Raw genomic sequence first — 17889 nt, 5'->3', positions numbered from 1 at the left:
CGCGTGGATACGATTCCCGCGTGTCCGAACCCGCGCCCGAACCCAGCCTCCAGGACCTGGCCGACGCGGTGGTCGACGTGGGCCGTCTGGTGGCCCGGCAGGCCGCGAGCCTGGACCAGCTGGTCGACGACAGCCGTGCGGCCGCCGCGCGCGCCCGGGCCGGCGCCGACGTACCGCTCCTCGTCGACCTGCTCGCGCTGCACCGCGACGCGAGCACCTGCGCGGCCACGGCCCGCTCGCGTCGGGAGCGCGAGGCCTTCGGTGCGATGGCCGGCGGCATCGAGCGGCTGATCGAGGGACGGGGCGGCCGGCTGGTCGCGCCCACCGAGGGCACCCCGTTCGACGCGGTGTTGATGGAGGCGGTCGAGGTCGTCGCTACCGACGTCGCCGCCCGGGACCGCACGGTGGCCTCGCTGCTGGAGCCGGGCCTGCTGCTCGCCGAGGTCGGCCGGTCGGTGCGGCCGGCGCGGGTCGCGGTCCACCGGTACGCCGGCGACTGATCCTCCGGCTCAGGACCGCAGCCGCGCCGCGGGCACCAGGGCGAGCCCGGCGATGCCGGCCGCGGCGAGCACGAGCGCCGTCGCGGCCGCACCCGGCGCGGTCTCGGCGAAGGCCGCGAAGACGACCCCGCCCACCGCGACGCCGGCGCTGTTCGCCAGGTAGTCGTTGAGCTGCAGCGCCGACGAGGTCCGCCCCGCCTCCCCGTCCCCGGCTGTCGCGAGCGCCAGCACGGACAGCGTCGAGAAGGCCATCCCGATGCCGAGCCCGGCGACGCCCCAGGCGACGACCACCACCCCCAGGGGTACGACGGACAGCGACACCGTCGCGAAGGCGGCGATCCCGACGCCCAGGAGCAGCGCACCGGTCCGCACGCGACCCGGCTGGTCCGCGAGCAACCGCCACCGGGCAGCCAGCACCGCGCCGGCCGACCACGTGACCGCACCCGTGGTCAGCACCCAGCCGGCCTGCGCGAGGCTCAGGCCACGCTCGAGCACGAGCAGCAGCGGGACGTAGACCTCGGCAGCGGCCATCGCGGTACCGATCGCCGCCCGGGAGCCGAGAACCGCCGGGAGGCCGGGCGCCAGCGACCAGGACCCGGCCGGCAGCACCTGCCGGCCACCCAGCACCACCGCGGCCAGGCCCGCCACGACGAGGACCGGCCACCAGGCCACGACCTGCTGGCCCCCGACGCTCACCGCCAGCACGCCGCCGGCCGCCGCGACCGCCCACGCCAACCGGCCGGGCTCCGCCCGAGCCACGCCGGGCGCCGACGGCGCGTCGGCGACGAGCAGCCACGCGGCGACGGCCACGACGGGCACCCCGAGGAACACCCAGCGCCAGCCGAGCTGCTCGGCCACGTGCGCCGCGAGCACGGGACCGACGAGGGCCGGCAGCACCCAGGCCGTCGTCAGCACCGCGAACACCTGCGGCCGCATCGCCTCGGGGTAGGCCTGCGCGATCACGACGTAGAGGGCGACGCCGAGCACGCCGCCGCCGTACCCGTGCACGAGGCGGCCGAGGACGAAGACCGGCATGTCCGGGGCCAGTCCGGCGATGACCACCCCGGCGCAGAAGACGACCAGCCCGCGCCGCAGCGCCGGGCCCGGGCCGAGCCGGTCGACCTGCGGCCCGCTGGCGGCGAGCGCCACGACTCCGGCGGCGAGCGGCGCGGCGAAGGCCACGGCGTACCAGCGCAGGCCGTCGAGCTCCGCGGCGACATCGGGCATCACCGTGGCGACCGCGAGCGCCTCGAAGGCGAAGAGGAAGGCGAGCGAGAACACCCCGACGGTCGTCCGGGCATGGCGGCCCCGCCACGGCGAGACCACCGCGGCGTCGGCGACCGCGGTCACCGGGTGACCTCGAGGACGACCTTCCCGACGGCGGTGCGCGACTCCAGGGCCTCGTGGGCGAGCGCGGCGTCCGCGAGCGGGAGGACCGTGCCGACGTAGGGCACCCGGCTGCCGTCGGCCGCTGCCTCGAGGGCCGCCTTCTCCAGCTCGGCGAGGCGGCTGGTGATCGGCGGACCGAGCACGTCGACGACGGCGCGGCCGGGGGCGTCGTACCCCTCGACGTCGCCGGAGAAGCGGACGGTGCGCCCGCCCGGCTCGAGCATCGCGTGGACCGTTCGGGGCACGGGCCCGCCGACGCCGTCGAGGAGCACGGTCAGGCGCGGCTCGGCGGCACGGAGCACGGCCGGCCACTCGGGGTCGCGGTAGTCGACCGTGGTGTCGGCCCCGAATTGGCGGGCGACGTGGAGCTTCGGGCCGCTGGCCAGGCCCGCGACCCGGGCGCCGGCGTTGCGCGCTCCCTGGATGAGCAGCGTGCCGAGGCCGCCGGCCGCGGAGGTGACCACGACGACGTCGTCGGCGGTGATCCCGGCGAGGTCGAGGATGCCGGCCGCCGTCCGGCCGGTGCCGATCGCCGCGACGGCGGTCGCGGCGTCGAGGCCCGGTGGGCGCTCGTACACCCGCGCCACGTCGGCGACGACCAGCTCGGCGTACGCGCCGCTCCCCTGCGGGCCGAGGTGCGTCACGACCGCCCTCCCGAGCCAGCGCTCGTCCACGTCCTCGCCCACCCGGTCGACCACGCCGGCGACCTCGCGGCCGGGCACCACCGGCAGCTGCGGTGCTGCCATCGTGGCCGGTCCGTTGCCGGAGCGGAGGTAGGTGTCGAGGAGGTGGACGCCGGCGGCCTCGACCGCGATGCGGAGCTGGCCCGCGCCGGGGACGGGGTCGGGCAGCTCCTCGAGCTGGAGGACGGAGGCGGGCCCGAAGGCGTGGTGACGGATCGCGTGCATGGCAACCATCCGACAACCTCAAGTAAGGTTGAGGTCAATGACTGACATCAACCGGGAGATCCGCACCCACGACCTGGCGCCCGGCGAGGTGGCCCGGCGGGCCGGGGTCGCGGTGTCGGCGCTGCACTTCTACGAGCGCGAGGGGCTCATCACGAGCGTGCGCACGGTCGGCAACCAGCGCCGCTACCACCGCGACGTGCTCCGGCGGATCGCTTTCGTCCGCGTCTCGCAGGGCGTCGGCATCTCGCTCGCCGACATCCGCGCGGCGCTCGCCACCCTCCCCGAGGGCCGCACGCCGACGAAGGCGGACTGGGCCCGGCTGTCGCGGTCGTGGCGCACCACCCTCGACGAGCGGATCACCCGGCTCGAGAAGCTGCGCGACACCCTCGACGACTGCATCGGGTGCGGCTGCCTGTCGATGCAGTCGTGCCGGCTCGCCAACCCCGGCGACACCCTCAGCGAGTACGGCGACGGGCCGGTCCGGCTGCTCGGCCGCTCCTGAGCTCGCGACGCAACTACCGAATTCGTCGCCTCCTGCGCCGTTCGAGGACGAATTCGGTTGTTGCGTGGCGAAGGCCGACCCGCTAGCCGATGTCCGTCGCGAGCAGGTCGTCGACCGTCTCGCGGCGCACGATCACTCGCGCCTGGCCGTCCTTGACCGCGACCACCGGCGGTCGGAGGGCGTGGTTGTAGTTGGAGGCCATGGAGCGGCCGTACGCGCCCGTGCCGGGCACCGCGATCAGGTCACCAGGGGCCACGTCGCCGGGGAGGAACTCGTCCTTGACGACGATGTCGCCGGACTCGCAGTGCTTGCCCACGACCCGGGCGAGCACCGGCTCCGCCGCCGAGGCGCGGGACGCGAGCGTGCAGGAGTAGTCGGCGTCGTACAGGGCCGTGCGGATGTTGTCGCTCATCCCGCCGTCGACGCTGATGTAGGTGCGCACGGCGCCCCCGTCGAGCTGGACCTGCTTGACCGTGCCGACGGTGTAGACGGTGCACATGGTCGGCCCGACGATGGCACGGCCGGGCTCGATCGACAGACGAGGCTCCTCGATGCCGAGCGCGCGGCACTCGTGCACGACGATCTCGCGCATGCCCGCCGCCAGCTCGGCGGCCGGCTTGGGGTCGTCCTGGCTGGTGTAGGCGATGCCGAAGCCGCCGCCGAGGTCCATCTCGGGCAGGACGACGCCCAGCTCCGAGGCGATCCGCGCGTGCAGGGCCAGGACCCGTCGGGCGGCGACCTCGAAGCCGGCGGTGTCGAAGATCTGGCTGCCGATGTGGGAGTGCAGGCCGAGCAGCTCGACGCCGTCCGCGGCGATGACGCGACGGGCGGCCTCGAACGCGTCGCCGGAGGAGATCGAGAAGCCGAACTTCTGGTCCTCGTGGGCCGTCGCGATGAACTCGTGCGTGTGGGCCTCGACGCCGGCGGTCACCCGGACCATCACCCGCGCGGGCACGCCCGTCTCGGCCGCGATGGCGGCCACCCGCTCGATCTCGTGGAACGAGTCGACGACGATCCGTCCCACGCCGAGGACGATGGCGCGGCGCAGCTCCATCGGCGTCTTGTTGTTGCCGTGGTAGCCGATCCGCTCGGCCTCGACTCCCCCGCGCAGCGCCACCGTCAGCTCACCGTCGGAGCAGACGTCGAGGAACAGGTTCTCCTCAGCGATCCACCGGGCGACCGTCGTACACAGGAACGACTTGCCGGCGTAGTAGACGTCGACGCCCTCGAACGCGTCGCGGAAGGCACGGGCCCGAGCCCGGAAGTCGTCCTCGTCCAAGACGTACGCCGGGGTGTTGACGTCGGCGACCAGGTCGGGGATCGCCAGGCCGCCGACGTGCAGCACGCCGTCGGCGTCCTTCGACGCCGTGCTCGACCAGAGCGCCGGGACGAGGGCGTTGACGTCGGCCGGCTCGCGCAGCCAGTGCGGGGAGGAGCCGGCGTAGTCGCCGGGCGGGACGCGACCTGCCATCACATGCGCTCGGGCGCGGAGACGCCGAGCAGGTCGAGGCCGTTGGCGATCACGGTCCGGGTCGCGACCGTGAGCACCAGGCGCGCCTCGTTGACCGGCCGCACCGGCTCGTCGCCCTGCGGCAGCATGCGGCACTCCTTGGTGTCGTACCACTTGTTGAACACCGACGCGGTGTCCTCCAGGTAGCGCGCGACCCGGTGCGGCTCCCGCAGCTCGGCAGCGCTCGCGACGACGCGCGGGTATTCGGCCAGCGCGCGCAGCAGCTCGCCGTCGCGCTCGTGGCCGAGCAGGCTCGGGTCGAAGCCGCCTTGATCGGCTGCCGTGAGCTCGGGCAGCGCCATCCCGAGGTCGCGGGCGTTCTCGATCATCCGGCAGGTCCGCGCGTGGGCGTACTGGACGTAGTAGACCGGGTTGTCGTTGGACTGCTTGGTGATCTCGGCGACGTCGAGCACCAGCGGCGAGTCGGCCGGGTAGCGCGCCAGCGAGTAGCGCAGCGCGTCGACGCCGATCTCACGCGCCAGGTCGTCGAGCGTGACGATATTGCCCGCCCGCTTCGACAGCTTGAGCTCCTCGCCGTTCTTGAGGATCTTCACCAGCTGTCCGATGAGCACGTCCAGCGTCTTGTCGGGGTCGTCGCCCACGCACGCCGCCATCGCCCGGAGCCGGCCGACGTAGCCGTGGTGGTCGGCGCCGAGCAGGTAGATGCAGTGGTCGAAGCCGCGCGCCCGCTTGTCGAGGTAGTAGGCGGTGTCGGAGGCGAAGTAGGTCAGCTCGCCGTCGGACTTGATGAGCACCCGGTCCTTGTCGTCGCCGAAGTCGGTGGTGCGCATCCAGAGCGCGCCGCCCTCCTCGTAGACGTGGCCGAGGTCCTTCAGCCGCTGCAGCGTCTCCGGCACCGAGCCGGACTCGTGCAGGGACAGCTCGGAGAACCAGACGTCGAAGTGGGTGTTGAACCCGTCCAGCTGGTCCTGCTGCTCCTTGAGCTGGATCGCGTAGCCCTGGGCCCGTACGGCGGCACGCCGCTCCTCGCCCTCGAGCTGGAAGATGCCGGGGCTGGCCTGCTCGACGGCCTTGGCGAGGTCGGTGATGTACTCGCCGGCGTACCCGTCCTCGGGCTTGGGCTCCCCCAGCGCCGCGGCGATGATCGAGTCGGCGAAGTGGTTCATCTGCACGCCGCGGTCGTTGATGTAGAACTCCCGCGTCACCTCCGCGCCGGCCGCCGCGAGCACGCGCGCGATCGCGTCGCCGAGCACCGCCCACCGGGTGTGGCCCAGGTGCAGCGGACCGGTCGGGTTGGCGGAGATGAACTCGACGTTGATCTTCTCGCCGCCGAGCAGCTCGCTGTGCCCGTACGCCGCACCCGCGGCGACGACCTCGGCCGCCACCTTGCCCTGCGCACCCGCCTCGACGGTGATGTTCAGGAAGCCGGGCCCGGCCACCTCGACGGCGCTGATGCCGTCGGCCTGCTCGAGCTGCTTGGCGAGCAGCTCGCCGAGGGCCCGCGGGTTGGTCGAGGCCTTCTTCGCAAGCTGCAGCGCGACGTTGGTGGCGTAGTCGCCGTGCCCCTTCTGCCGGGGTCGCTCCACCGTGACCTCCGCCGGGACGCCGTCGGGAAGGGTCAGGGCACCGTCGTCGACGAGCGACGTGAGGGCCGCGACGATGGTCGAGGAGAGCTGGGCTGGAGTCACGACCGAAGCCTATCGGCGCGTGCCGGTTTCCTTCGCGTGAGTATCGCCCGGTAGTGTTCTGCCTCGCGTCGCCGAGCCCGTCTCGGTCGCATGCCTCCGTAGCTCAGGGGATAGAGCACTGGTTTCCGGTACCAGGTGTCGCAGGTTCGAATCCTGCCGGAGGCGCCCTTCTGTTTTTCGGGTCAGTCCCCCGCCGGCTCCGCCGGACGTCGTACGACGCACGCGAGCTCGCGGATCGCCCGCTGCAGCCCGGTCAGCTGGTCGATCCCCTGGGCGTCGTACGGCCAGCCCTCCTCGAACGCCTCGTCGACGACCGCCTGGGCCAGCTCCTCGACCTCCTCGAGGTGGGTGAAGCGGCCGCGCAGCGGCCCGGGGTCGGCCGGGGCCGACGTCCGGCGCACCTTCTCCACGTCGCGGACCCGGACCACCTCGACGCCGTCGGCCTCGCCAGGCTCACCGAGCCGGGTGAGCTCGACGTGCTTGTCGTCGACCCCGAGGACGAACCCGCTCAGCGGGTCTGCGTCACGGAGCCGGAGCTCGACATGGCGCTGCTTCGCCTCGGCGGCACGCAGCCGGCCGACGACCTTCCTGCGTCGCGCCCGGTCCGAGCGCCTGGCCTTCTTCGTCACCCCGCCCATCGTGCCGTGGCGGTGCCCGGGCCGCCAGCAGATCGCCGTACCCTCGCCTTGTGCCGAGCCCGTCCACCTCCCGCGTGACCATCCACACCGACGGGGCCTGCCTGGGCAACCCGGGGCCGGGCGGCTGGGGCGCCGTCCTCCGGTACGGCGGCCACGAGCTCGAGCTCCGCGGCGGCGAGCCGGCCACGACCAACAACCGGATGGAGCTGATGGCGGCCATCCAGGCGCTCGAGGCCCTCACCCGCCCGTCGGCCGTCGACCTCCACACGGACAGCAGCTACGTCCGCAACGGGATCATGTCGTGGGTCGTGAAGTGGAAGGCCAACGGCTGGCGCACGGCCGCGAAGGCGCCGGTCAAGAACGACGACCTGTGGCGCCGCCTCGACGTCGCCGCGGCCGCGCACGACGTCACCTGGCACTGGGTGAAGGGCCACGCCGGCGACCCGGGCAACGAGCGCGCCGACGCGCTCGCCGGGAAGGGTGCCCGCGAGGCACGGGACCTCAGCACCGCCGGATGACGGCGTCCTTGCGGGCGTCGTCGCCGTAGCGCCGCGCCGCCCGGGTGTCGGGCAGCACCACGCTCGCCCCGTTGATGCTGGCGCCCCTGCCCTGCAGGACGCAGCCGGTGACCTTGGCGGGATCGACCTGGGCGATCGCCTGCGCGACGCGGAACAGCTCCGCCGGGGAGAGCCCCCTCGTGGAGAGGTGGCGCAGCACGTTGATGACCTGGCCCTCGATGAACCCGGGCTCGGCCGCCCGCTCGGCGACCCGGCGCTGGATGCCGCGGATCACGCGCTGCTGGTTGGCGGACCGGTCGAAGTCGCCGCGCGGCAGCGACTTGCGCACCCGGGCGAACTCGACGGCCTTCATCCCGTTGAGCCGGACCCTCCCCTTCGGCCAGCCCCGCGGGTGCAGGTGGGCGTCGGAGAAGGCGCGGGGGTTGTTGACGGTGATCCCGCCGATCCCCTTGACCAGCTCGGCGAGGCCGCTGAAGGTCGCGACGACGACGTAGTCCGGCTGGAGGCCGACGAGGTTGCCGACGGTCCGGCCGAGCAGCTCGGGGCCGCCGTAGTAGAGGGCGGCGTTGACCCGGTTGGAGCCGACGCCCGGGATCGGGACCCAGCTGTCGCGCGGGATGCCGATCGCGGTGGCCGCGCCGGTCCGGGTGTTGATGCCGACCAGCTGCAGGGCGTCGCCGCGCACCCGCAACGGGTTCTCGCGCGGCCGGGCGTCCGAGCCGACGGCGAGCACCCAGATCACGTCCGGGTCGACGTCCACGCCGTCGGACCGGTCGAGCTTCACGATGGTGAACTGCGTCGGCGCCGGCGTGCTGTCCGGGACGACGATCGCGACGACCCCGAGCAGCAGGGCCAGCAGCGTCGTGCGGATGAAGGTGCGCATCAGGAATCCCTCCCTCGGCTGACGTCGAACCCGAAGACCCGCCACCCCTTGGCCGTCGGCGAGAGCAGCAGGCGGCCGGTCACCACCTCGCGACGGTCGGTCGGCCCCGACAGGTCGAGCACGATCCGGATCCGCGCGGTCGCCCCGGCGACCTTCCCCCGCGGCGCGAGTACGTCGACCCGGACGACCCGCCGCGCGATCGTCACCGCCTCGAGGTCGGCGCCGGCGGCGGCGTTGCTCAGCAGCGAGGTCTTCCTCAGGGCCAGTGCCCGGGCGTCCGGGGTGAAGGCCGCGAAGGCGTCGGCGAAGTCGGTGCGCGGGTAGTCGCCGCCGTACGCCCTCGTCGACCAGGCGTCGACGACGGCGGTCACGTCACGGACCACCTCGGCGCGCCGTGGGGGGCTCAGCGGCCCCCGGACCTTGCCGATGCCGCTGTCCGTGACCACTCTCACGTCCGGGGCCGACGACTCCTTCGAAGGCGCCGGAGCGGGCTCCTCCTCGCCCCCCGAGCAGCCTCCGAGGAGCAGTCCCGCGACCACGACAAGGGCCGAAATCCCCGTACCCACGGGCATCCTCCGCGCGCGGGCACCGGCGTCGTCTGGAACCGTGCTCATGGCATTCACTCCCGTCCGGTGCCCACCACCACGACCCGGCAGACGCCTGTTGTGCAACACCCTGCGCCAAAGGGTGACCGAGGGGCGGCATTTGCTTCGGCATGGGACTAGCCTTGGCGGTCGAAACCGCCCGTCACCGGCGGCGGGGGGCCAACGCGCACATTCGGAAGAGGCGAAGCACGTCGTGACGCAGTCGTCAGACCAGTCCCACGGATCACCAGAACCCGTCGACTTCGGAGCCAACGAGTGGCTCGTGGAGGAGATGAAGGAGCAGTTCGAGGCTGACCCGAACAGCGTCGATCCGGCCTGGGCCGCGTACTTCAAGGGCGCGGGCACGAACGGCACGAAGGCCGCCGCTGCCCCTGCCGCCACGGCCACGGCCACCACCACGGCCCCGGCCCCGGCCCCCGCTCCGGCGGCGCCCGCGGCCGCGGCCGCCCCGGCTGCCGCCCCCGCAGCCGCCCCGACCCCGAAGGCGACCCCTGCCCCGCAGGTGAGCCCCGCCTCCACCACGACGCCGACCCCGCCGAAGGCCGACGCCCCCAAGCCCACCCCGAAGGACGCTCCCCGCCCGGCTCCCGTGACCGCGAGCGACGAGCCGACCCTGACGGTGCTGCGCGGCATCCCGGCCGCGACCGCGAAGAACATGGACATCTCGCTGTCCGTGCCGACCGCGACCTCGGTCCGCAACATCCCGGTCAAGCTGCTGTGGGACAACCGGATCGTCATCAACAGCCACCTCAAGCGCGCCCGCGGCGGCAAGGTGTCGTTCACCCACCTCATCGGCTACGCGATCGTCAAGGCGATCAAGGAGCTGCCGGCGATGAACAACACCTACGACGAGATCGACGGCAAGCCGACGATGGTCACGCCGGCCCACATCAACCTGGGCCTGGCGATCGACCAGCAGAAGAAGGACGGCACGCGCCAGCTCGTGGCGCCGTCGATCAAGGCGTGCGAGTCGATGGACTTCGCGCAGTTCTGGACGGCGTACGAGGAGATCGTGCGCAAGGCCAAGGACAACAAGCTGACCATGGAGGACTACTCCGGTACGACGGTCAGCCTCACCAACGTCGGTGGCCTCGGCACCAACAACTCCGTGCCGCGCCTCATGCAGGGCCAGGCCGCCATCATCGGCGTCGGCTCGATGGACTACCCGCCGGAGTTCCAGGGCGCGTCCGAGGAGACCATCGCCCGCAACGCGATCTCGCGCATCATGACGATGACGTCGACCTACGACCACCGGGTCATCCAGGGCGCGCAGTCGGGCGAGTTCCTCGGCCAGGTGCACAAGTACCTGCTCGGCCAGGACGGCTTCTACGACGAGATCTTCCGCGCGCTGCGGATCCCCTACGAGCCGATCCGCTGGAACGCCGACATCGCGACGTCCCACGACGACGAGATCGACAAGCAGGCCCGGATCCTCGAGCTGATCCACGCCTACCGCGTGCGCGGCCACCTGATGGCCGACACCGACCCGCTGGAGTACAAGCAGCGCAGCCACCCGGACCTGCGGATCGAGTCGCACGGCCTGACCCTGTGGGACCTCGACCGCGAGTTCCCGACCGGCTCCTTCGGCGGCGGCGACCGGCGCTTCATGAAGCTGCGCCACATCCTGGGCATCCTGCGCGACTCGTACTGCCGCACCACCGGCATCGAGTACATGCACATCATGGACCCGGAGCAGCGGCGCTGGATCCAGGAGCGCGTCGAGCAGCCGCACAGCAAGCCGCCCCGCGAGGAGCAGCTGCGGATCCTGCTGAAGCTCAACCAGGCCGAGGCGTTCGAGACCTTCCTGCAGACGAAGTTCGTCGGCCAGAAGCGCTTCTCCCTCGAGGGCGGCGAGACCACGATCCCCGTCGTCGACGAGATCGCCGAGGCCGCCGCGCAGGCCGGCCTCGAGGAGGTCGCGATCGGCATGGCGCACCGCGGCCGCCTCAACGTGCTGGCCAATATCGTCGGCAAGTCCTACAACCAGATCTTCCGCGAGTTCGAGGGCAACATCGACCCGCGCACGGTCCAGGGCTCGGGCGACGTGAAGTACCACCTCGGCGCGGAGGGCGCGTTCGTCGCCGGCACCGGCGAGACCATCGCCGTCTCGGTCGCCGCCAACCCGTCGCACCTCGAGACGGTCGACCCCGTGCTCGAGGGCATCGCCCGCGCGAAGCAGGACGTGCTCAACCGCGGCGAGGAGTTCCCGGTCCTGCCGGTCCTCCTCCACGGTGACGCGGCCTTCGCCGGCCAGGGCGTGGTGGCGGAGACGCTCAACCTCTCCCAGCTGCGCGGCTACCGCACCGGTGGCACGATCCACGTCGTCATCAACAACCAGGTCGGCTTCACCACCTCCCCCGGCTCGTCGCGCTCGACGCTCTACTGCACCGACGTGGCCCGCATGGTCCAGGCGCCGATCTTCCACGTCAACGGCGACGACCCGGAGGCGTGCATCCGCGTCGCGCGGCTGGCCTTCGAGTACCGCCAGACGTTCAAGAGCGACGTCGTCATCGACCTCGTCTGCTACCGCCGCCGCGGTCACAACGAGGGCGACGACCCGTCGTACACGCAGCCGCTGATGTACGACCTCATCGAGCAGAAGCGCTCGGTGCGCAAGCTCTACACCGAGTCGCTCATCGGTCGCGGCGACATCACGATCGAGGAGGCCGAGCAGGTCCTCCGCGACTACCAGCAGCAGCTGGAGCGGGTGTTCACCGAGGTCCGCGAGGCCGACACGAAGCCCGACGAGTGGACGACCGTCCCGGACTACCCGGACAAGCCGACCGGCGAGACCCAGACGTCGGTGACGCCCGAGGTCATGAAGCGGATCGCGGACGCCTACGTCACGCCGCCCGAGGGCTTCACCGTGCACCCGAAGGTGATGCCGCAGCTGCAGCGTCGCGCCGCGGCCATCGCCGACGGCCCGATCGACTGGGGCACCGGCGAGATCCTCGCCTTCGGCTCGCTGCTCATGGAGGGCCGCCCGGTCCGCCTGGCCGGCCAGGACTCGCGCCGCGGCACCTTCGTGTCCCGCTTCGCGACGATCATCGACCGGCACAACGCCGACGAGTGGACCCCGCTGGCCAACCTCACCGAGGACCAGGCCAAGTTCTTCGTCTACGACAGCCTGCTGTCCGAGTACGCCGCCCTCGGCTTCGAGTACGGCTACTCGGTCGCCCGCCCGGACGCCCTCGTCCTGTGGGAGGCGCAGTTCGGTGACTTCGTGAACGGCGCCCAATCGGTCATCGACGAGTACATCTCGGCCGGCAAGACCAAGTGGAACCAGGACTCCGGTGTCGTGCTGCTCCTGCCGCACGGCTACGAGGGCCAGGGAGCCGACCACTCCTCCGCCCGCATCGAGCGCTTCCTCACGCTCTGCGCGGACGACGCGATGGTCGTCGCCCAGCCGTCCACCCCGGCGTCGTACTTCCACCTGCTGCGCCAGCACTCCCTCGGCGGCGAGCACAAGCCGCTCATCGTGTTCACGCCGAAGTCGATGCTCAAGCGCAAGGAGGCGGCCTCGCAGCCGGCCGACTTCACCTCGGGCGAGTTCCGCGCCGTCATCGGCGACGACACGGTCGACCCGGCGAAGGTCACCACGGTGCTGCTGGTCTCCGGCCGGCTCACCTGGGACCTCGTGGTCGAGCGCCAGAAGTCCAACCGCGAGGACGTCGCGATCCTGCGCGTCGAGCAGCTGTACCCGTGGCCCGTCGAGGCGATCAAGGCCGAGCTGGCCAAGTACCCCAACGCCAAGGTCAAGTGGGTCCAGGACGAGCCCTACAACCAGGGTCCGTGGCCGTCGTACTACCTCAACGTGGTGCCGCACCTCGACCGCGAGATCGAGCCGGTGACCCGCGCCGCCTCGTCGACCACCGCGGTCGGCACCGCCAAGCGCCACCTCGAGGAGGCCAAGGTCCTCATCGGCGAGGCCTTCGCCTGACGTGGAGGGCTGATGTACTTCACCGATCGCGGCATCGAGGAGCTCGAGCAGCGCCGGGGTGACGAGGAGGTCACCCTGGCCTGGCTCGGCGAGCGGCTGCAGGAGTTCGTGGACACCCACCCGGAGTTCGAGGTGGCGGTCGAGCGGTTCGCGACCTGGCTGGCCCGGCTCGACGACCCCGAGGACTAGCCCCGGCGGTCGTCGAGGAGGTCGGTCAGCGACCGTCACGAGACGCGACGAGGGCCCGGCGGAGATCTCTCCGCCGGGCCCTCGTCCCTTTCAGCTCCAGTCGGCCGTGGGAGGTCAGCCGACCGCAGCCGCCTCCCGGACCGGCGGCGCCTCGGGCACCGACTCCGAGAGCCCGAAGCGCCGGTGGAGCGCCCGCAGCGGGGCCGGGGCCCACCAGGCCCGCTCCCCCAGCAGCCGGATGCTCGCCGGCACCAGCACGCCGCGGATCAGGGTCGCGTCGATCAGGATCGCCAGCCCCGTGCCCAGCCCGAAGAACTGGATGAAGCTGACCGAGCTGACCAGGAACGCGAAGAAGCTGATCGCGATCAGGGCCGCGGCGGTGCTGACGATCCGGCCGGTGTGAGCCAGGCCGTGGACCAGCGCCTGCTCGTTGTCCATGCCGAGGTCGCGCATCTCCTTGATCCGGCCCATCACGAAGACCTCGTAGTCCATCGAGAGCCCGAAGGCGACGCAGAAGAGCAGGACCATCATCGAGCTGTCCATCGGCTGCGGGGTGAAGCCGAGCAGGCCTGACAGGTGGCCGTCCTGGAACACCCACACCATCGCGCCGAGCGTGGCACCGAGGCCGAGCGCGTTGAGCAGCAGGGCCCGGACGGGCTGGACCACGCTGCCGGTGAACAGGAACAGGATCACCATCGTGGTCAGCACCAGCCACCCGGCGACGATCGGGAGACGGTCGCCGATGCCGGTCATCTGGTCGTGCAGCTCCGCGCTGGCGCCCCCGACCAGTGCCTCGACGCCGTCCGGCGCCGGCACGGCGCGCACGTCCTCGACCAGGTCGCGGGCCGCGGCCGAGCGCGGGTCGAGGTCGGTGACCACGGAGACGAGCGACGCACCGTCACCGGGACGGACCTCGGTCCGGACGACGCCGTCGAGCCCGGCCAGGTCGTCGGCGTACGACGCCAGGTCGGCCTGGTCGAGCGCGGGGGTCGTGACCACCTGGATCGGGTGGGTGCCGTCGCCCGCGAACTCCGTGCGCAGCGCGTCGCCGGCCTGGCGGCTGGACGCGCTGGTCGGCAGCACGCGGTCGTCGGGCGTGCCCAGGTCGATGCCGGCGAGCGGGATGGCGACGACGAGCAGGGCGCCGACGACCGGGAGGGCGCTGACCAGGGGGCGCCGGGTGACGAACCGGGCGAGCCGCGCCCACGCCGGGGCCTCCTCGCCGCGGATGCCGCGGACCTTCGGCACCCGCCACGCGTCGATCCGGTCACCGAGCAGGGCGAGCCCGGCCGGCAGGATGACCACCGCGCTGAACGCGGTGATCAGCATGACCCCGATGCCGGCGTAGGCGAACGAGCGCAGGAAGTACATCGGGAAGACCAGCAGCGACGCGAGCGCGACCGCCACCGTCGTCGCCGAGAACGCGATGGTCCGGCCGGCGGTCTCCACCGCTCGTCGTACCGCGGCGTCGTGGGCACGCCCGGCCGCGCGCTCCTCGCGCACCCGGGCCACCATCAGCAGGCCGTAGTCGACCGCGAGGCCGAGACCGAGGCCGGTCGTCAGGTTGACCGCGTAGATCGACACGTCCGTGGTCGAGCCGAGGATCGAGAGCTCGGCGAAGGTGCCGAGGATGGCGGCCATGCCGACGCCGAGAGTGACCAGCGCGCCGACGACGTTGCCGAAGGCCAGCACGAGCAGGACGAGGATCAGCGGGATCGCGATGCTCTCGGCCAGGCCGAGGTCCTTGCCGATCTGGCCGCCGATCTCCTCGCCGACGACCTCACCGCCGCCGACGTCGACCGAGAGCGGCCCGTCGCTCGTCGCGTAGTCGTCGAGGACGGCGGCGGGGTCGGCCTCCGTGCCCGGGGCGACCGAGGCCGTCACCAGGGCGTGGCTGCCGTCGGTCGAGCGCATCGGGCCCGCCCGTCCGTCGAAGTACGACGCCACGTCGGCCAGGTCCGGGTCGGACCGCAGCCGCTCGGTGAGCGCCGCGCCCGCCGCTGCGGAGGCCGGTGAGTCGACGTCGCCGTCGGCCGCCTCCACGACGAACACGTAGTCGGCCGAGCCCTCGAAGCGCTCCTCGAGCAGCGCGGCGGCGCGGCTGCTGTCGGAGTCGGGGTCGTCGAAGCCCTCGGTCTGCAGCTTGCTGAACGCACCGACGCCGACGACCGCCGCCGCGACGACCGCGACCAGGCCCAGGGCCAGCACCCAGCGCGCCCGCCGGGTGACCAGTTCTCCGATCCAGCGGAACATGGCACTCCTCCAATGTGTACGAACGTAAACTTTATGGGTGTTAACTTGGCATGGATGTGTACGGGTGTCAACATGTTCCTCGTGACGACTTCCAGCCGGACCAGCTACCACCACGGCGACCTGCGCAACGCCCTCGCCCGGGCCGCGGCCGAGCTGGCCACGACCGGCGGCCCGGACGCGGTGACCATCCGGGGCGCGGCGCGGCAGGTGGGCGTCACGCCGACGGCGGCGTACCGCCACTTCGCCAACCAGTCCGACCTGCTCGAGGCCGCGCGCGCACTCGCGATGGACGGCATGGTCGCGGCGATGTCGGACTTCCTGCAGCAGGTGCCGGCGGACGCCGACCCGGTCGCCCGGGCGATCGGGCGGCTGGAGTCGACGGGCCGCGGCTACATCCGGTTCGCGCTCCAGGAGCCGGGGATCTTCCGCACCTGCTTCACCGGCCGGCTCCGCGAGCCCGAGGGCGAGGGCGAGCCCGAGGGCATGGGGAACCCCGCGCCGTACGTCCTGCTCGGCACCATGCTCGACGACCTCGTCGAGGTCGGCTACCTCGCACCCGAGGACCGCCCCGGCGCCGAGGCGGGGCCGTGGGCCGCCGTGCACGGGCTCGCGATGCTGCTCATCGACGGCCCGCTCAAGGACATGACGGAGGCCGAGCGCGAGGCCGCCGTCGAGCGGACCCTGGAGATGACCACCCGCGGACTGGCCACCGGCCCCAAGGCGCGGCCCAAGCACTAGTGTCGGCCGGGTGAGCGAGGAGCTGATCGACTACGCGAGCTGGGGTGAGCGGTTCTTCGCGACCGCGGTGACCGCCGAGCGCGTCCTGGCCGGCGTCAACGTGCTGTCCGGGCGCCAGATCGACGTCGGACCACTCGGCGTCGGGCCGGGCCGGATCGCCAAGGTGACCGCGAAGGGCACCATCGGCACCGCCGCCGGCCAGCGGGTCGGCTCCTCCCCCGTCTCCTTCCACGTCGACCTGCCGGTGACCCTGCAGTTCAGCATCGACCTCGGCATGGACAAGCAGAACTTCGACGCCGACATCACGGTGCCGATCGTCATCACCGCCCACGGCCGGTCCGACCTCGCCATCGCGCTGGAGGTCACGCCGCCGGAGGCCAACCAGGTCGTCGTACGGCTGAAGGCGCAGGGGCTGCGGGCCTCGCTGATGAACAAGGCCGCCAACGTCGAGGGCGAGCTGCGCCGCTTCATCGCGAAGTACGTCGCCAAGGAGCTCGACAAGCCCTACGTGCGCGACGCCACCGTGATCAACGTCGGCGCCGCCATCGAGAAGGCCGCCGCCGGGCTGGGCCCGCGCGAGGAGAGCCCGATGGCCGACGAGCTGACCGACGACCTGCCGGCCGCGATGGAGGCGGAGCTGGAGCACACCGCGCAGCTCCTCATCGACTCGAGCGAGGACACCGAGTGAAGCCCTATCCCCCGGCGCCGTGGCACATGCACGGCTCCCTGTGGCTGTCTGCCTTCAGGCTGCGCGAGGACGCCGACGACCGCCACCCGGCCGGCACGTACGGCGTCGCGCTGGTCTCGTACGAGGACCCGAGCCCGCTGACCTACCACGAGCTCCTCGTGGCCCGGACGACGAAGAACCGCGCCGGCAAGGGCGCGGTCACGATCACCGACATCTGGGTCGACTCCCCGGCCTCGCAGGCCGGCGGCCGGGAGCTGTGGGCGATCCCGAAGCAGCTGTGCGACTTCGACATGGAGAGCAGCTTCCGCGGCCCGGTCACCTCGACCGACTGGACGGCGACCGTGGAGCGGCGGCCGATCGTGTCGGCGCAGTTCACCGACGTCTCGCGCGCGGCGATCCGGGTGCCGTTCACCGGCCTGGTCGAGCAGCCCGGCATCCCCGAGCACCCCGAGGTCGCGGACGTGGTGATGAAGGGCAACGCGAAGGCGCTGCCGTGCCGCTCGCGGTGGAGCTTCGCGAGCGACGGGCCCCTCGCGTTCCTGCAGGGGGCCCGTCGGCTCGGGTCGTTCCGGATGGCGGGATTCCGGCTCGCGTTCGACTGACATCCCGTTCGGTTGTGCTGCGGTTCGGGACCAATCCGCAGAGATCAGGGTCCGGGGCGTGCAGTTCGTGCCCAATCGAGGGCCCGCGGCTACTCCGCGTCGAGGTCCTGCTCGACGAGTGCGGCGATCTTCGCGACGTCCGCCTCGCTCTCGCCGGAGACCTCGACCTGGTCGCCGTTGCCCGCGCCCAGGGTCATGATCAGCAGGGCGGAGCTGGCGTCGACGCCCTCGTCGCCGGGGATGCCGATCAGGACCTCGGAGTCGAGCTCCTCGGCCGCCTCGGAGATGATCGCGGCGGGACGGGCGTGCAGGCCGACGGCGGAGCCGACGGTGACGGTGACGGTGTGCATGGATGCTTCCTCTCGTTCGGTACGACG

17 protein-coding genes and 1 tRNA gene are annotated in these 17889 nt (G+C 72.3%); 9 read left to right on the top strand and 9 right to left on the bottom strand.

Annotated features, from left to right (window positions below):
- Positions 1–20: 20 nt before the first annotated feature.
- On the top strand, positions 21–500 hold the full coding sequence (locus BJ993_RS19310; protein ID WP_179650650.1) for a nucleotide exchange factor GrpE: 480 nt from the start codon (positions 21–23) through the stop codon (positions 498–500).
- Positions 501–509: 9 nt separating this feature from the next.
- Here the strand turns inward: BJ993_RS19310 and BJ993_RS19305 are convergent, their stop codons facing one another.
- Positions 510–1850, bottom strand: coding sequence for an MFS transporter (locus BJ993_RS19305; protein ID WP_179650649.1), 1341 nt, complete (start codon positions 1848–1850; stop codon positions 510–512).
- Positions 1847–2806 carry a zinc-binding dehydrogenase gene (locus tag BJ993_RS19300; RefSeq protein ID WP_257026928.1) on the bottom strand — a complete coding sequence of 320 codons (960 nt, stop codon included), beginning with the start codon at positions 2804–2806 and terminating at the stop codon, positions 1847–1849. The genes BJ993_RS19305 and BJ993_RS19300 overlap by 4 nt, the downstream gene beginning before the upstream one ends.
- Positions 2807–2834: 28 nt before the next feature.
- Between BJ993_RS19300 and soxR the strand changes: the two genes are divergently transcribed.
- Entirely contained in the window at positions 2835–3299 is a 465-nt protein-coding gene (gene soxR, locus BJ993_RS19295; RefSeq protein WP_036542083.1) for a redox-sensitive transcriptional activator SoxR, read from the top strand.
- Positions 3300–3381: 82 nt separating this feature from the next.
- Here soxR and lysA read toward each other — a convergent pair whose 3' ends face one another.
- Positions 3382–4770 carry a diaminopimelate decarboxylase gene (lysA, locus tag BJ993_RS19290; protein ID WP_179650647.1) on the bottom strand — a complete coding sequence of 463 codons (1389 nt, stop codon included), beginning with the start codon at positions 4768–4770 and terminating at the stop codon, positions 3382–3384.
- On the bottom strand, positions 4770–6458 hold the full coding sequence (gene argS / locus BJ993_RS19285; protein WP_179650645.1) for an arginine--tRNA ligase: 1689 nt from the start codon (positions 6456–6458) through the stop codon (positions 4770–4772). Before argS ends, lysA begins: the two co-directional genes overlap by 1 nt.
- A 92-nt stretch (positions 6459–6550) precedes the next feature.
- Here argS and BJ993_RS19280 point away from each other — a divergent pair.
- Positions 6551–6623: transfer RNA gene (locus BJ993_RS19280), tRNA-Arg, on the top strand.
- A gap of 17 nt (positions 6624–6640) precedes the next feature.
- Here BJ993_RS19280 and BJ993_RS19275 read toward each other — a convergent pair.
- The gene (locus BJ993_RS19275) at positions 6641–7087 is read right to left on the bottom strand and encodes a hypothetical protein (RefSeq protein WP_179650643.1); all 447 of its coding nucleotides are present in this window, start codon (positions 7085–7087) and stop codon (positions 6641–6643) included.
- A 59-nt stretch (positions 7088–7146) separates the two neighbouring features.
- On the opposite strand from BJ993_RS19275, the gene rnhA reads away from it, so the two are divergent.
- Entirely contained in the window at positions 7147–7614 is a 468-nt protein-coding gene (rnhA, locus tag BJ993_RS19270) for a ribonuclease HI (protein ID WP_179650641.1), read from the top strand.
- Here rnhA and BJ993_RS19265 read toward each other — a convergent pair.
- On the bottom strand, positions 7598–8497 hold the full coding sequence (locus tag BJ993_RS19265) for an LCP family protein (protein ID WP_179650640.1): 900 nt from the start codon (positions 8495–8497) through the stop codon (positions 7598–7600). The two genes, rnhA and BJ993_RS19265, sit on opposite strands and share 17 nt — an antisense overlap.
- Positions 8497–8943: a hypothetical protein gene (locus tag BJ993_RS19260; RefSeq protein WP_179650638.1), complete on the bottom strand. Its 447-nt coding sequence runs from the start codon at positions 8941–8943 to the stop codon at positions 8497–8499. The genes BJ993_RS19265 and BJ993_RS19260 overlap by 1 nt, the downstream gene beginning before the upstream one ends.
- Positions 8944–9295: 352 nt before the next feature.
- Between BJ993_RS19260 and BJ993_RS19255 the strand changes: the two genes are divergently transcribed.
- Both BJ993_RS19255 and BJ993_RS19250 read left to right on the top strand, forming a co-directional pair.
- Positions 9296–13042: a multifunctional oxoglutarate decarboxylase/oxoglutarate dehydrogenase thiamine pyrophosphate-binding subunit/dihydrolipoyllysine-residue succinyltransferase subunit gene (locus BJ993_RS19255; protein ID WP_179650636.1), complete on the top strand. Its 3747-nt coding sequence runs from the start codon at positions 9296–9298 to the stop codon at positions 13040–13042.
- Positions 13043–13054: 12 nt separating this feature from the next.
- A complete protein-coding gene (locus BJ993_RS19250) occupies positions 13055–13231 on the top strand; it encodes a DUF6104 family protein (RefSeq protein WP_179650634.1) in 177 nt (58 codons plus the stop codon).
- A 114-nt stretch (positions 13232–13345) separates the two neighbouring features.
- Here the strand turns inward: BJ993_RS19250 and BJ993_RS19245 are convergent, their stop codons facing one another.
- Positions 13346–15484: an MMPL family transporter gene (locus BJ993_RS19245; RefSeq protein WP_179650632.1), complete on the bottom strand. Its 2139-nt coding sequence runs from the start codon at positions 15482–15484 to the stop codon at positions 13346–13348.
- A gap of 81 nt (positions 15485–15565) precedes the next feature.
- On the opposite strand from BJ993_RS19245, the gene BJ993_RS19240 reads away from it, so the two are divergent.
- Genes BJ993_RS19240 through BJ993_RS19230 form a run of 3 tightly spaced genes read left to right on the top strand, consistent with a single transcriptional unit; the run spans position 15566 to position 17512 of the window.
- Positions 15566–16222 carry a TetR/AcrR family transcriptional regulator gene (locus tag BJ993_RS19240; protein WP_051931884.1) on the top strand — a complete coding sequence of 219 codons (657 nt, stop codon included), beginning with the start codon at positions 15566–15568 and terminating at the stop codon, positions 16220–16222.
- Positions 16223–16232: 10 nt separating this feature from the next.
- Positions 16233–16910 (top strand): hypothetical protein, encoded by a 678-nt coding sequence (locus BJ993_RS19235; protein ID WP_179650630.1) that lies wholly within the window; start codon positions 16233–16235, stop codon positions 16908–16910.
- Positions 16907–17512: an acetoacetate decarboxylase family protein gene (locus BJ993_RS19230; protein WP_179650629.1), complete on the top strand. Its 606-nt coding sequence runs from the start codon at positions 16907–16909 to the stop codon at positions 17510–17512. The genes BJ993_RS19235 and BJ993_RS19230 overlap by 4 nt, the downstream gene beginning before the upstream one ends.
- Before the next feature lie 89 nt (positions 17513–17601).
- Here BJ993_RS19230 and BJ993_RS19225 read toward each other — a convergent pair whose 3' ends face one another.
- Positions 17602–17862, bottom strand: a complete 261-nt coding sequence (locus BJ993_RS19225) for an HPr family phosphocarrier protein (RefSeq protein ID WP_179650627.1) — start codon at positions 17860–17862, stop codon at positions 17602–17604.
- Between the last annotated feature and the right edge of the window lie 27 nt (positions 17863–17889).

It is taken from the genome of Nocardioides aromaticivorans (assembly GCF_013408525.1).
Classification (GTDB): Bacteria; Actinomycetota; Actinomycetes; order Propionibacteriales; family Nocardioidaceae; genus Nocardioides; species Nocardioides aromaticivorans.
Note: the sequence above shows the minus strand (reverse complement) of the source record. Positions and strands in the feature narration are given on the sequence as shown.